General features: G+C 52.6%; 11 protein-coding genes. 7 read left to right on the forward strand and 4 right to left on the reverse strand.

Annotation, left to right across the window (positions count from 1 at the left end; genetic code table 11):
- The first annotated feature begins 209 nt into the window (after positions 1 to 209).
- Complete coding sequence (locus M493_RS03240) at positions 210 to 1382, forward strand: DUF418 domain-containing protein (protein ID WP_020958841.1); 1173 nt, start codon at positions 210 to 212, stop codon at positions 1380 to 1382.
- Between the two features lie 12 nt (positions 1383 to 1394).
- Here M493_RS03240 and M493_RS03245 read toward each other — a convergent pair whose 3' ends face one another.
- The gene (locus M493_RS03245) at positions 1395 to 1565 is read right to left on the reverse strand and encodes an aspartyl-phosphate phosphatase Spo0E family protein (protein ID WP_020958842.1); all 171 of its coding nucleotides are present in this window, start codon (positions 1563 to 1565) and stop codon (positions 1395 to 1397) included.
- 330 nt (positions 1566 to 1895) lie between these two features.
- On the opposite strand from M493_RS03245, the gene M493_RS03250 reads away from it, so the two are divergent.
- From M493_RS03250 to M493_RS03260, 3 genes are all read left to right on the forward strand, one after another.
- On the forward strand, positions 1896 to 2801 hold the full coding sequence (locus M493_RS03250) for a fumarylacetoacetate hydrolase family protein (protein WP_020958843.1): 906 nt from the start codon (positions 1896 to 1898) through the stop codon (positions 2799 to 2801).
- Between the two features lie 134 nt (positions 2802 to 2935).
- Positions 2936 to 3289: a YisL family protein gene (locus M493_RS03255; protein WP_020958844.1), complete on the forward strand. Its 354-nt coding sequence runs from the start codon at positions 2936 to 2938 to the stop codon at positions 3287 to 3289.
- A gap of 126 nt (positions 3290 to 3415) precedes the next feature.
- Entirely contained in the window at positions 3416 to 6265 is a 2850-nt protein-coding gene (locus M493_RS03260; RefSeq protein ID WP_023817495.1) for an EAL domain-containing protein, read from the forward strand.
- Between the two features lie 100 nt (positions 6266 to 6365).
- On the opposite strand, the gene M493_RS03265 is transcribed toward M493_RS03260, so the two are convergent.
- A complete protein-coding gene (locus M493_RS03265; protein WP_020958846.1) occupies positions 6366 to 6914 on the reverse strand; it encodes a DUF2777 domain-containing protein in 549 nt (182 codons plus the stop codon).
- Positions 6915 to 7181: 267 nt separating this feature from the next.
- On the opposite strand from M493_RS03265, the gene asnB reads away from it, so the two are divergent.
- Positions 7182 to 9029 carry an asparagine synthase (glutamine-hydrolyzing) gene (gene asnB / locus M493_RS03270; RefSeq protein WP_020958847.1) on the forward strand — a complete coding sequence of 616 codons (1848 nt, stop codon included), beginning with the start codon at positions 7182 to 7184 and terminating at the stop codon, positions 9027 to 9029.
- A gap of 43 nt (positions 9030 to 9072) precedes the next feature.
- Here asnB and M493_RS03275 read toward each other — a convergent pair whose 3' ends face one another.
- On the reverse strand, positions 9073 to 10425 hold the full coding sequence (locus M493_RS03275) for an MATE family efflux transporter (RefSeq protein ID WP_020958848.1): 1353 nt from the start codon (positions 10423 to 10425) through the stop codon (positions 9073 to 9075).
- Positions 10426 to 10552: 127 nt separating this feature from the next.
- Between M493_RS03275 and M493_RS03280 the strand changes: the two genes are divergently transcribed.
- Positions 10553 to 11413: an AraC family transcriptional regulator gene (locus tag M493_RS03280; RefSeq protein ID WP_020958849.1), complete on the forward strand. Its 861-nt coding sequence runs from the start codon at positions 10553 to 10555 to the stop codon at positions 11411 to 11413.
- A 59-nt stretch (positions 11414 to 11472) separates the two neighbouring features.
- Here the strand turns inward: M493_RS03280 and M493_RS03285 are convergent, their stop codons facing one another.
- The gene (locus tag M493_RS03285; RefSeq protein WP_020958850.1) at positions 11473 to 13239 is read right to left on the reverse strand and encodes an alpha-glycosidase; all 1767 of its coding nucleotides are present in this window, start codon (positions 13237 to 13239) and stop codon (positions 11473 to 11475) included.
- Positions 13240 to 13490: 251 nt separating this feature from the next.
- On the opposite strand from M493_RS03285, the gene M493_RS03290 reads away from it, so the two are divergent.
- Complete coding sequence (locus M493_RS03290) at positions 13491 to 14762, forward strand: sugar ABC transporter substrate-binding protein (protein ID WP_020958851.1); 1272 nt, start codon at positions 13491 to 13493, stop codon at positions 14760 to 14762.
- The last annotated feature ends 56 nt before the right edge of the window (positions 14763 to 14818 follow it).

Genomic DNA, 14818 nt, shown 5'->3' on the forward strand with positions numbered 1-14818 from the left:
GGGAGGTGAATGTCGGTTGGCTTTAGCAAAAAAGAAGGAAGGAGACAGTTAGGCGTATCCTAACATCTACCCGAACCGTGGGGCACACGGGGGGATCGCTCGGTCAACTTCCTATCATGAGATGGGATTACCCGAGAAATCCCCATCGCTAAGCGAAGCGTAGGTGGTGGGAGTATGTTACAGATGACGCAACAGAAAGAAGGGAGAACATGACGCCGCCTTGCTCGGCAGAACGAATCGCGGCCGTAGACGTCTTGCGCGGGTTCGCCCTGTTTGGTATTTTGCTTGTCAATATGCGCTATTTTTCAGCGCCGATGCTATATAGGGAAGACGTCGGCGGCAGCACCTTCAATCGCGCGGCTGCTGCCGCCATCGATCTTTTGTTTGAAGCAAGCGCCTATCCGCTGTTTGCCTTTTTATTCGGATTTGGCACGGTCGTGCTTTACGGCCGGCTGCGCCAACGGGGGGAACAGCCAATTCCGATTTTGCTGCGCCGTTTCCTTCTTTTGTTGGCGGTTGGTGTTATGCATGCGTTTGGGTTATGGTTTGGCGATATTTTAATTCCGTATGCGCTGGCTGGGCTTATTTTGCTTTTGTTTATGGACGCCCTGATGCGCTGGTGGCGGACGGCGGCGTTAGCCGGCTTTTTCCTTTTTCATAGCCTTGTGGCATTGTTGCTCGCCTTAAGTATGTCCGCCGGAGGGACGGGGACAGCTGATGGCCAAGAGGCAGAGGCCGCCGCTGCTCTTCGTCATTATCAAAGTGGAACGTTCCGCGACGTGTTTTGGCAGCGATGGCACGATTGGATTTCTATAAACGGTGATGGCGGTTTGCTGTTCACGGTGCTGACCGTGTTGCCGTTTTCCCTGCTCGGCGGATACGCCGCCAAGCAACGTTGGATCGAAGCCGGACAGCGTGCCGCCGCTAGACTTCGCTGGTTGATGGGAGGAGCGCTATGTTTTGGGCTCGTGCTAAAAACCATTCCGTATTGGGCCGGAGCGAATAGCTTGACACGGTATATCCAAGACAACGTTGGCGGTCCCGCCCTAGCTGTATTTTATGCCGCTGCTGCCGTATTCGTTTGCGGGAAAAAGCAATGGCAGCCTGTTTGGCGATGGCTGCAAGACGCCGGGAAGCTGTCACTCACCCACTATCTCGGCCAGTCGCTCATCTGCACCTCGCTTTTTTACAGCTATGGGCTCGGATGGTACGGGCGAATAAACGAATGGCAAGGGGCGCTATTGGCGATTGGGATATATGCTGCCAGTCTATGGGCAAGCCGCCGTTGGCTCGCCCGATTTCGTTTTGGTCCGGCGGAATGGCTGTGGAGATGGGGAACGTACGGACAGCGCCCGCCTTTTCGGCGCCAGTTCGGCCAATAAAAAATCCGCCGCTTATTGGACGGATGGAGCGGACGGTTCAAAAGCCATAGTTTGCCGCAAATATTGATTGATCAATCGGTCAAGCTCTTGACTGCATTGGATTGTTTCTTTCGCTGTAAACCCGTGGGTGAGCGCCAATTCGATCATTTGTTGCCGTTTTTCTTCAATGAGCAGGAGAACCATTTCCTTCACCATCAATTCTATTGAAATGTTGGTTAAGGCTTGCCGTTACCCGTGACCGAAGCAAGACTTTTGTTGGATGGCTAAGGTCGCAGCTGACAGCCATAGTGGAAACTAAACATTATTATACATATAACGACGGAAAAAGGAAGCGATTCGGGAAAATAAGTGGTAAATTCCCTAATTTAGACAAAATTCTACAAAGAACAGGACTTTTTCGCTCAGACGGCGAATATAATGGTTGATGCGCCACAATGTGGAACGGCGGGCAAATGCGTCCCGTTTGCCCGCCCCGTGCAGCAGAAGACTTAGGGAGAGAGGGAGAGGAAGACGTTGAAACTCATTACGGCTGTTTTCAGCGGAGAAACAGTAGTCGGAGTGGTGCCGGAAGGGGAGAAGGCAGCTGTCCATTTGCGTCGTGCCGAGCGGGCCATGGACGGGAAGGAGACGATTCCAGCGTCGATGCTAGAGGCCATCGCACAAGGGGAGGCTTTTTTGTCCCGGGCCCAAGAAGTAGCGGATTGGGCGCTTCGCCATCCGAAGCCAGACTATGTCTGCCGCCTCGACGATGTTCGTCTCCTTGCCCCGATTCCGCGGCCGGCGAAAAACGTTTTTTGCATCGGCAAAAACTATGTCGACCATGCGCTTGAGTTGGGGGATGCCGCCGATGTGCCAAAACATTTAATCGTTTTCTCGAAAACGCCGACGACTGTGGTTGGCCATGAGGAAACGATTTTGCGCCATGCGGATGTTACCGATGAAGTAGACTATGAAGGGGAGCTCGCGTTGATCATCGGCAAAAAAGGGCGGGCGATTCACCGGGAAGAAGCGCTCGATTATGTATTTGGGTATACAATTATCAATGATGTGACCGCCCGTGATTTGCAAGAACGGCACCAGCAATATTTGCTCGGCAAAAGCTTGGATACGTTTTGCCCGATGGGACCGTGGATCGTGCCAAGGAAATTCGTGTCAAATCCGAACGATTTACGCATCGAAACGCGGGTGAACGGTGAAGTGCGCCAGCAGGCGAGCACAAAACAGTTTATTTTTCCAATCGAATCGATTATTGAGACGATCTCAAAGGGCATGACGCTTGAACCGGGCGATATTATCGCCACAGGAACGCCGGCTGGGGTCGGCAAAGGAATGAATCCGCCGCGTTTTTTGCAAACGGGTGATGTCGTTGAAGTGGCCATCGAAGGAATTGGCATACTGCGCAACAAAGTCGGGGAATAAGCGAAAAGGAATAGTAGGCAGACGAAAAGCACCATCGAAAACGGGGGTGCTTTTCGTATTTCGTAATGTTTGTCAACGGTTCACCGCCCATGCTATGATGAGGAGGAATACGGAAAAGTTGGAGGGGATCAACGTTGACGCATGCGCATATCACAAGCTGGCTCATTATGATTATTTTGTTTTTGATCGCTGTGTCGATGCAACGTTCGGGGGCGGCGAAGGCGGCCATCGTGCAAATGGTGTTGCGGCTGTTTTATATTATAACGATCATTACCGGTTTGCTTTTGTTACATGGCATTGCCTCGATTTCCGGGCTTTATTTGCTGAAGGCGCTCGCCGGATTATGGGTGATCGGGGCGATGGAGATGGTTTTAGCGGCAGTGAAAAAAGGGAAACGTGCGGCGGCGGGATGGACGCAGTGGATCATTGCGCTCATCGTTACGCTCTTTCTCGGTTTGTCGCTGCCACTTGGATTTGATTGGTTCTAAACAAAGCGGCGACCTAGCCTATAGGTTGCCGCTTTTTCTTGTCCAAAAAATGTGGTATGTTAAAATCGATAGAATTTTCGTGTATTTTCTGAACGACGCGGCTAATGAGAGGAGGCGCCATTGTTGATGCGTTCGCTGCGCTGCCACCATGTCGGGGAACTGCACCGGCTGGTCGAAGAGGAGTCCTTTGCGTCCCATGAATCGTTATTTATTCAAATTGCTGCTGACCATGTAGAAGATGTACGCCACGCAGTCGAATTGGCGGCGCATCGTTGGCCGCACGCCCATATTGTCGGAATGACGGGGATGTTGCCGGCCGTTGCGGACACAACGTTTTTGGCCAACTTGACGTCCATGGCGGCGGACGTTTCGTCATGGACCGTGCCGGTTGATGACTCGACTCGTCCCGCTGAATTGGCGGCATGCATCGCTGAAGCATCCACCCACAACGAAACAGTGCTGCTTTTGTTGCTTACCAATTGCCGCGAAACGTTGCTTCCCCTCCTTCGCCATTTGCCGCTCGCAAATGAACGGATGGTCATTGTCGGATGCGCTCTTCCGGAAGGCAGTGTGTTATTTTCGCCCGACGGGCGGTTTGACCGTGGCGTAGTCGCTGTCTCATTCAGCGGAGCGGCGCTTCGGGCCCGCTGTTTCTCCCCATTTTTATGGGAGCCGGTCGGCTTGGCATTTTCCGTGACAAAAGGCGGCGGTCGGTGGATTGGTGAACTTGACGGGCAAAAGGCATCGTTTTGTTTGGAACGGTATTTAGGAAAAGAATTTATCGATCGTCTGCCTGCGTCCGGAATGGAGTTTCCGTTTGTCGTCGAGCGGGGAGGGCAGTCCGTCTGTCTGCCGATCACAGCAATTCAGGAAAACGGGGCTGTTATGGTAAGCGGCCATGTGAGCGAAGGGGAAAAGGTGAGATTTGCTTATGTTCATGCACCGTCGCTTTACTGGAGTGTGCGCGATTGGGCCGGACAACTCGCCAAACAGCCGGCTGAAGAGACGTTGTTTTACTATAGCGCAGCGTTAGGGGGATATACACGCCCATTGCTGGCTGGAATGGTTTCATCGCTTCAGCAAGCCGCTCCATTCCCTGTTATGGAGGTAGCAGTGAAAGACGCGTATACGGTGGGACGGCTGGCGGGATTTGCCGCGGTTTCATTGATGGAAGGGGCGGCAACGGCGGAAGACGGACCGGTTTTGTCGCTGCCGTTTCCTCCGGAAGGGGTGACGACGCTAGCCCAGCTCATGTCAACCGCATCGCGCGATATGGAACGGCTTCACATCCGTCTGCAGATGTCGGAACAGCGGTATAAGTCGCTGTTTGACCATAATACCGACATCGTGTATTCGACCGACTTGCACGGCCATTTTACAAGCGTCAATCCGGCTTTTGAGCAGGTGCTTGGTTACCGGAAAGAAGAAATTTTATATACAAATTCGCTCAAGTATATTCATCCGAACGATATCCCCCGTGTTACCCGCTACTTTTATCGGGCGCTGCGCGGAAACGTGCAAACGTACAACTTGGAAATTCCAACAAAATCGGGGGAGCGGCTTCTCTTCCAAATGAAAAACATTCCGATTATTGTTGATGGAAAAAAAGTCGGCATTTATGGCATCGGGCACAACATTACCGAGCAAAAAAAGGCCGAGGAGAAAATTGCTTATTTGGCGTACTACGATCCGGATACGAACTTGCCGAATCGGACGAAATGGATGGAGCTGTTGGCCGGGCAACTGGAGAAAGCGAAGCAGAAACAGCGGAAAATTGCCGTTATTTTGATTGATTTCGACCGGTTTAAATGGATTAACGACAGCATCGGCCATTACGCCGGCGACGGCATTTTGCGTCAGCTTGTCGAGCGCATGAAACGCGTGCTGCCAGTCGGGGCACAGCTCGGCCGGTTTCATGGCGATAAATTTTGTCTATTCTTTCCGTTGCGGACAGGCTCCGAGGCGGCGATGGAGACGGCGCTTCATATCGTGCGTGAAGTGGCGAAGCCAACCGTGTACGGCCAAAAACAATTTTTTCTGACAACGAGCGTTGGCTTAGCCGTGTTTCCGGACGATGGGGCGGATGAACATGCGTTGCTGCGTCATGCAGATATGGCGGTGAATAAAGCGAAAAAAGGCGGAGGCAATCGGGTCGAACGCTATCGCCCCGAAATGAATGACGAAACGATGCACCGACTTGAAATGGATGGCTACCTGCGCAAAGCGATCGAACAAAACGAACTGTTTCTCTGTTACCAACCGATTGTCGACGTGCATACCGGCACGGTCATGGCGACAGAGGCGCTCATCCGTTGGCGGCACCCGAAGCTTGGGCTTGTGCGTCCGGACGAGTTTATTCCGTTGGCGGAAGAGACGGGATTGATTCATGAAATCGGACGTTGGGTGCTGCAAACCGCTTGCCGGCAGACAAAGCAATGGCAAAGGGAGACGGGAAATGACAAACTAGCCATTTTCGTCAACGTTTCCGCTGTGCAATTTCAGCACGAACGGTTCGTTGATGATGTGAAGCAAGCGCTTCAGCAGTCGAAATTGCCGCCATCATGCTTGCGCCTTGAACTGACGGAACATTCCATGCTCCGTCATCTATCGAGCACGATGCGGACGCTGGATGAGTTGAAGAAGCTCGGCGTCGGCATTGCTGTCGACGATTTCGGCAGCGGGTATTCTTCGTTTCATTATTTAAAGCAGCTGCCGGTGACGATTTTGAAGATCGACCGGGCGTTTATCGAACGTCTCCATACAAATGCGTCCGATGCCGCCATTGTCGAAGCGATCATCACAATGGGACGCGGACTTGGACTCGAAACGATCGCTGAGGGGGTTGAGGCGTTGGAGCAGCTTGAGCGGCTTCGCGGCTTGCAATGCAGCTATGCCCAAGGATATGCGCTCTGTCCGCCGCTTGTCGCTGAGGAGATCGCCGCATACATGACCGAGCGCCGGAAGAGCCGGGTGTAAAGACGTTCGACTGCCGCTGCAAAAGAAAGAGAGCAGCAGCCTTTTGGCCGGCGACATTCGGTCAGCAGCGGAGATACGCCGCTGCCGGCCGCTTTTGTCCTCAGCCTATTTGGGCACAAATGGCCCGCTCGCCATTGTTAAACGTCATTTCAAATCGGTCGTTGGTCGTTGATCCGCGTTCATAATAATGATGGACGCTGGCGATTTGCTCTGTGTTGTCATAAATCATAAAGTTGACGCCGGATGATTTGGCAAACAACAAGCCGTTGTAGCAGTACAGGCAGTCGTAAAGCGAAAACCCGAGATGGTTCAGCCATTGGACGAACTGGAAAAAAGACGGATCGGGAAGTGAGGCGAGCCATTGCCGATATGCGTATGTCAGCCGTTTGCGGAAGCGGATACGGTCACCGTTTGTAAGGGGAAAGAGGCCGAGATCAGTAGCGATCGCACCGGTCTCCTGCCATTGTCCGGACAGCCAGTGTCCATAGCGGAAAAGCTCGATGTCTTGCTCCGCCATTTCTTCGACCAAGGCCGCCTCCTCCGCTTCTTCATCGAAAAATACCCATTCATTGTTCACAAACTCTACAGTCCCATGCACGTAGGCCCGGGGTTGCTCAGCTATACACTGCAGGCGCTCTTCAATGTCCAATTTTCCTCATCCTCCTTGTATTTCTCTTTTTTTCCACTTTTTTGTTTGTTTATTCGTGCTGTTGTTGGCTTCGGACAATTCATCGAAATTGCCGATCATGCATAAAATGGAATCATGCCGATGCGGGGAGGGCTATCGTCCTGCCAAGGGGAACGATAGCTGAACATTGCCGCAAGGAAAAAAGAACGGGCGATCCAAAGAATAATGGGAACAGTTCAGGCGAACAACAGTTACTTGCCATTTTTGATAAAGAAAGGATTGGTTCGTATGTGTGGCATCACTGGCTGGGTGCATTTCGGGCGCGATTTGCGCCGTGAACGGAACATTATTGCCGATATGACAGAAACGCTCGCAAAACGCGGGCCAGACGATACAAATACGTGGCTCGACGTCCATGTCGCGTTCGGGCATAAGCGGCTCGTTGTGGTCGACCCGGCCGGCGGCAAACAGCCGATGATCCGGAACAAAAACGGACGGCGCTACACGATCGTTTACAACGGTGAGCTGTATAATACGGAAGACATCCGGAAGGAACTGCGGCATAAAGGCTACCGGTTTGACGGCCATTCTGATACAGAAGTGCTGCTCGCCGCTTATATAGAATGGAAAGAACAATGTGTCGACTGGTTAAACGGCATTTTTGCCTTCGCCGTTTGGGATGAAGAGCGGGAACTGTTATTTATGGCGCGTGACCGTCTTGGAGTCAAACCGTTGTTTTACCGCCGGGATGCCGAGGAGCTTTTGTTCGGCTCTGAGATCAAGGCGATTTTAGCCCACCCGGATGTGAAAGCGGAAGTGAGTTATGAAGGGTTGGCGGAAGTGTTCGGGCTCGGACCGTCGCGCACGCCGGGGCATGGCGTGTTTGACGGCGTCCAAGAATTGCGCCCGGCGCACGCGTTGACCTTCTCCCGCACCGGGCTTCGCATTTGGCGGTACTGGAACGTGGAAAGCGACATCCATCGCGACTCGCTCGAAGAAACGGTTGAGAAGCTTCGCTTTTTCTTGACCGATGCGGTCACGCGCCAGCTCGTTTCCGATGTGCCGGTATGCACGTTTTTATCGGGCGGGGTTGATTCGAGCGCCATTACGGCGATTGCTGCTAATGCCTTCGCTGCCGACGGAAAAGGGCCGCTTCACACGTACTCGATCGATTATGAAGGAAACGATCACTATTTCCAAGCAAACGATTTTCAGCCCAATACGGACGCACCGTTTATTGAACAAGTATCAAACAAGTTTCAAACGATCCACCACCGCTGCGTGATCACCCAAGAAGAGCTGTTCCGCCATTTGCATGATGCGGTCATCGTCCGTGACGTCCCGGGGATGGCAGATGTCGACTCATCGCTGCTTTGGTTTTGCAAACAAATTCGCGAGCAGTTTGTCGTCAGTTTGTCCGGGGAATGCGCCGACGAAATTTTCGGCGGCTACCCGTGGTTCCACCGCCCGGATGATTTGGCGCGGAAAGGATTCCCGTGGATGCGCTCGATTGAGGCGCGCATCGGATTGTTGAAGGAAGGATGGCGGCAAAAGCTCCAACTCGATGATTACGTACAAATGCGCTATGAACAAACGATCGCTGAGGTGCCGCGCCTTGAAGGGGAAAGCGCGGAAGCAGCAAAGCGGCGCGAGCTGTTTTATTTAAATATGATTTGGTTTATGACGACGCTTCTTGACCGGAAAGACCGGATGAGCATGGGAGCGAGCCTTGAAGTGCGCGTGCCGTTTGCCGATCACCGTCTTGTGGAATATGTCTGGAATATCCCGTGGGAAATGAAAATGTATGGTGGGCGGGAAAAAGGCATTTTGCGCAAAGCGTTGGAAGGACTGTTGCCGGAAGAGGTGCTCTATCGGAAAAAAAGCCCGTACCCGAAAACGCACCATCCGCTGTATACGAAGCTCGTGAAGCAATGGCTGGAACAGCTGCTTCGCGACCGTTCTTCGATTTTGCACGAGTTTTTTGACGCGGAAAAGTTGACGGCGCTCGTTGAATCGGAAGGGAAGTCATTCCAAGTGCCGTGGTTTGGGCAGCTGATGACCGGTCCACAATTGCTTGCTTACCTCGGCCAAGTGCACGTTTGGTTTGATCATTACGGCATCTCCATTAAAGAATAAGAGCTGCGCTGGTGCGCAGCTCTTATTTTGGCAGCAGGAGGCTTCATGCCATTTTCGCCTGCGGCGCCACCGTCTTTTTCATCCAGATGCGCGATCGCCACCGCCAAAGCATCAACAGTCCGCGCAGCCATTCATCGGCGATAAATGACAGCCAAATGCCGACAAGACCCAACCCAAGGGCAATGCCGAATACATACGCCACCGTCACCCCGACGCCCCACATCGACAAAATGCCCATATAGACCGGAAACTGCACATCCCCGGCCGCCCGGAGCGAACTGATGATCACTAAGTTAAACGAGCGCCCCGGTTCAAGAATGATCGTTAGCAGCAACAATTTGCGCCCCAGTTCAATCATCGACCGGTCATCAGTAAAGAGCGACAGCAGCGGTTCAGCGAACCAATAGGCAACTGTGGCCAGCAGCACCGATATAGCAATTGCGCTGTATAAACTTTTTAAACAGCGCCTGTACGCTTCTTCATACCGTCCGGCGCCGACGAAGTGGCCGACGAGAATTTGTGTCCCTTGGCTGACCGCGATGCCGAACAAAAAGACGAACATCATAATGTTTTGCGTATACACCCTTATGGTCAGCGCCTCAGCGCCGAGCCACGTAATCAAGTAGGTGATGACCATTTGCGCTGTGTTGTAAGAAAGATGTTCGCCGGCTGACGGCACACCGATTTTTAAGAGCGAGCGCAAATGGTGAAGCGGCAGGGCGCGAAACGACCGCAGGGAAAGTGAAATGCCGGTTCGTTTGCGCAATAAAGCTACCAACACAGCAAAACCGATCAACCGGCTCGCCGCCGTTGAAATGGCGGCTCCTTCCGCTCCGAGGGGAGGAAGGCCAAACGATCCGAAAATAAGGAAGTAGTTTCCAATAATATTCAGTACGTTCATTCCTATTGTGACGTACATCGTATCGCGCGTAAAGCCATAGCTTTTTAAGATGGCGCCGACGGTCATCATCAGTGCTTGGATGAACAAAAACCCGCCGACAATCGACAAATAGCCGCTCCCCTCGTCAAACAGCTCAGCCGGCAGCCCCATCAGCCGCAAAATCGGGCGGCTAAACACGGCGAGAACAGCGCTTAGCAACAGCCCAAACAGCAAATTGGCGGCAAGGGAAACGAGTGACACGTCAATGGCCTCCTGCTCCCGCCGGGCGCCTAAATATTGGGCGACAAGCACGGCGGTCGCCAAGGCGACGAAGTTGAACAGCACGATCGTTAACGCGATGATTTGGTTCGCCACCCCGACGGCGGCGACCGCATGATCCGAGTACTGGCTGAGCATAAGCGTATCGGCGTTGCCCATGACCATATAGAGCAGCGTTTCAATAAAAATGGGCCACGTTAACGAGAACAGTGACCACGTTCCGGCCTCTCGGCGCATATCGAGACAACTCCTTTTTCAAATTCCGACTTGAACGATATATCCAGTTTAGCCAGTTTGTTGCATAATGGAAAGAGAGAGAAGCGATTTTACTTGTATTTTTCCGACAAGAAAAGAGGGGACGACGATGGACTATGTCACGTTTTCGTTGCCGCCGCTGCCGGTGTTTATTAAAGGGGCGGAGAGCATATTTCCAAAGGGAAAACGGCATTTTCGCCGCACGTTTACCGTGTTCGATTTGCTCTACGTCAAACAAGGATGTTTATATATGACGGAAAACGGGCGTGAATTTACCGTCGGCGGCGGACAATATTTGCTGTTAATTCCCGGGCGCGAACATTACGGGCATCGTCCGTGCGAAAGGGAAACAGAGCTTGTTTGGCTGCATTTTTTGCTGCCGGACTACACGGTTGTTTCGGACTGCCCGGCGAGCCGGCAAACGGTGATGGAAAAAGAGGCGACGTACACTGAGCCAATCCAATACCGGCTTTCGATCCGCCAATACGGGGAGCTGAAACAACGGGAGCGCGCCGAACAGCTGCTCGCCCAACTCATCGAGCCGAACGTGGAGCGGGATATAGACCGGCCGCTTCGGCAGCTGCTGTTGTTTGTGGAATTCCTTTGGCATTTGCAAAAACAGGAGCTGCCCGTCCCGAGCGCTGCGGAACAAGTCAGTGCGGCGGCGGTGGCGTACATCGAACGACATTTCAGCGAGCCGATTACGCTCGAAATGCTCGCAAAAAAACTCCGCTTTCATCCCGATTACATCACCCGCTGCATGCAAAAAACGATTGGCATGGGGTTTAGCCACTATTTGACGTATTACCGGCTGTCGAAAGCCAAGCAATGGCTCGCGGAAACGAATGAAACAGTCGAGGCGGTCGCCAAGCGGGTCGGCATTGATGATGGCGCGTATTTTTCACGTGTATTCAAAAAAATGGAAGGGATGACCCCGACCGAATACCGGCGCATGGCCAGGCGCACATAAAACCGGTGCAGCGAGCGGCTGCACCGGTTGTGGCCGAAGCGGCGCATGGCTGCGCCATCTTACCAGCTTTCAACCTTATAGAGCACAAACCCATACGGAGGCAAGGCGGCGCAAAGCGTTTCCGCCTCGGCCGCAAACCGCTCCCCAGTCACGAGATCAACAAGCCATTTTCCACGGAGATCGAGCGGGAGCGGAATGTCGGCGGCATCATTGCTTCGGTTGACGATGACGAGCACGGTTTCATCGCCATCCATTTTTTCGTACACGAGATGATTGGGGTTGTCGTCGGCGGAAAGAAAGGCGATGTCCCCGCGCCGGAGCGCCTGGTGTTGCTTCCTTAGCGCAATCAGCTGCTTGACGTGCGCCAACAGCTCGCGGTTTTGCTGCCCCGGGTCCCACACCATGCATTTCCGGCATTGTGGATCGTTTCCGCCCGTCATACCGATCTCATCGCCATAGTAAATGCACGGCGAACCGGTGAACGTCAGCTGGAATAAAAACAACAACTTCGCCTTGCGGACGTCGCCGCCGCAAACGGTGAGAAGCCTTGGCGTGTCATGGCTGCCAAGCAAGTTAAACGCCGCTTCGTTGACCTGTTTCGGATATGAATGAAGCATTTGGATCATGATATCGGCAAACTGACGGGCGCTGATGTCCTCTTTGGCAAAAAAACGAAGCGCCCCGTCCGTGAACGGATAGTTCATCACAGCGTCAAACTGGTCGCCGCGCAACCACGGCATTGCATCATGCCAAATTTCACCGAGAATATATAAGTCCGGTTTCAGCGCCTTGACCGCCTGCCGGAACTCGCGCCAAAATTGGTGGTCGATTTCGTTCGCCACATCGAGCCGCCAGCCGTCAATGTCAAACTCGCGAATCCAGTACGTCGCGACATCAAGCAAGTAGCGTTTGACCTCCGGATGGGCGGTGTTGAGTTTCGGCATGTGCGGCACGAACGCAAATGTGTCGTAATTCGGACGCGGCTCCGTTTGCAGCGGAAACCCGCGAATATGAAACCAATCCTTATATTTTGAAGCTGCACCGTGTTTCAACACGTCTTGAAACGGGGCAAACTCATAGCCGCAATGGTTGAAAACCGCATCGAGCATAACGCGGATTCCTCGTTCATGGCAGCGCCTGACGAGTGTTTTCAACGTCTCCTTGTCCCCAAAGTGCGGGTCAATCTCAAAATAATCGGCGGTATCGTATTTATGGTTCGATGGCGCGCGGAAAATCGGCGTCAAGTAAATGCCTGTAATGCCAAGGTCAGCCAAGTAATCGAGATGATCGATAATCCCTTGCAAATCCCCTCCGAAAAAACTTGTCGGCGTCGGATCTTCGCTTCCCCACGGCCGCGCCCCTTCTGGACTAATGGCTGGATTGCCGTTGGCGAACCGCTCGGGAAAAATTTGATACCAAACCGTATCTTTCACCCAATCGGGCGCTTGAAACAAATCGACGCGATGGAGGAACGGGAAGCAAAAGTAGTAGGCTGTATCATCTGTCGGCGCTTCGTGAAAAAACCCTTTTTCCGTATAGATGAGCTTTTCTCCTCCGGATTGCAGCATAAATCCGTAACGCAACCGCCGATATGGCGGTCTGACCTCGGCGAACCAATAGTCAAACCGTTCGTCGCTTCCCGTTTTCCGCATCGGCATCGTCTGAAACTGCCAGGCGCCGCCTTGCCACTCGTACGGATCGCCAAAAAGCAGCTCGACATGGTCGATGTCGTGTTTCTTCGTTTGCAGCCGGAGATGGAGCGTTTCGCTGTCGTACGCATACGCGAAATGGTCAGTCGGGCGGTGGTGGATGGCTTCTTTTTGCATCATCGTTCCCCCTTTGGAATCCAATTTGGCTAAAAGCAATCGTTTGCATGATAGACCGCTGCTAAACAAAGCGTACGCCAATGCGAAAAAAAAGTCAAATTTCATAGAAAATAAGCTTGTAAAATGAAAAATAGGCGATATAATAGAGTTGAAAGGTGCAATCGTTTTCATCGCGTTGTCAAATTTTTTATGTGCAAACGATTTCGCTATGGTTGCACTGAAAAAGAACCGATCAAAAGAGGAGGGGGAGCATGAAGAAAGCATTGTCTTTGTTTCTCATGGCTGTGCTGCTCGTGGGCGTGCTTGCTGCCTGCGGGCCGAAACGGGACGTTCAACAGCCGAAAGAAAATCAAGGAACGACCGAAAAGGCGGAAAAACCAGATAAACTGGTCGTTTGGGTGAACGATGACGAAAAGCAGAAACAAGCGCTGAAAGACATTTTCCAAAAGTATACGGAAAAAACGGGCATTCAAATTGAAATGGTTGCGGTCAACATGTTGGACCAAACGAAAAAGTTGGCGCTTGACGGCCCGGCCGGCAAAGGTCCGGACGTATTCTATCAGCCGCATGACCGCATCGGCGACATTGTGCTGCAAGGGCTGGCCGATCCAGTCGACCTTGGCGATGCCAAAAGCGAGTACAGCCCGACAGCGGTCAACGCCGTGACGTATGAAGGCCAAACGTACGGTGTGCCGCTAGTCGTCGAAACGTACGGCGTGTTCTACAACAAAAATTTAGTGCCGGAAGCGCCGAAAACGATGGAAGACTTAATGAAGATCGCCAAGGAAAAAACGAATGCCGCCAAAGACCAATACGGCTTTTTAATGGAAGCGGCGAACTTCTATTTCGTCTATCCGTTCTTTGCCGGCTACGGCGGCTATGTGTTTAAAAACGAAAACGGCAAATACGATACGAGCGATGTCGGGCTGGCCAATGATGGGGCGGTCAAAGGAGCGGAACTCGTTCAGTCGTGGTTCAAAAACGGCTATATTCCGAAAGAGATTACCGGCGACATTATGAACGGGCTGTTTACGAAAGGAAACGTGGCGGTCGCCATCACTGGTCCGTGGAATATTGCCGTGTATAAAGAAGCGCTTGGCGATAAGGTGGCGACGGCGCCGCTGCCGGTTTTAGACAATGGCGAGCATCCGAAATCGTTCGTCGGCGTGAAGACATGGATGTTATCGGCGTATTCGCAAAACAAAGAATGGGCAGTTGATTTCATGAAGTTTGTCACGAACGAAGAAAATTCGCTCCATTACTATGAAGTGGCGGGTGAAATGCCGGCGAACGAAAAGGCATTGACGAATGAGAAAATTACGAACGATCCGTTGATCGCCGGCTTTGCCGAACAAATCCAATACGGCGAGCCGATGCCGAACGTGCCGGAAATGTCGCAAGTATGGGAGCCGATGGGCAACGCGTTGCAATTTATCGCGAAAGGCGACGATCCGAAAGCGGTGCTCGGTGAAGCGGTCCAAACGATTCAAGATAAAATCGCCGCCAGCGGCGCTGGAAAATAACGAGTGATGTCGTGGTGGATAGGATCAGCCCTATCCACTATTCTTATCCATATGAT

The sequence above is a fragment of the Geobacillus genomosp. 3 genome, assembly GCF_000445995.2.
Taxonomy (GTDB): Bacteria; Bacillota; Bacilli; order Bacillales; family Anoxybacillaceae; genus Geobacillus.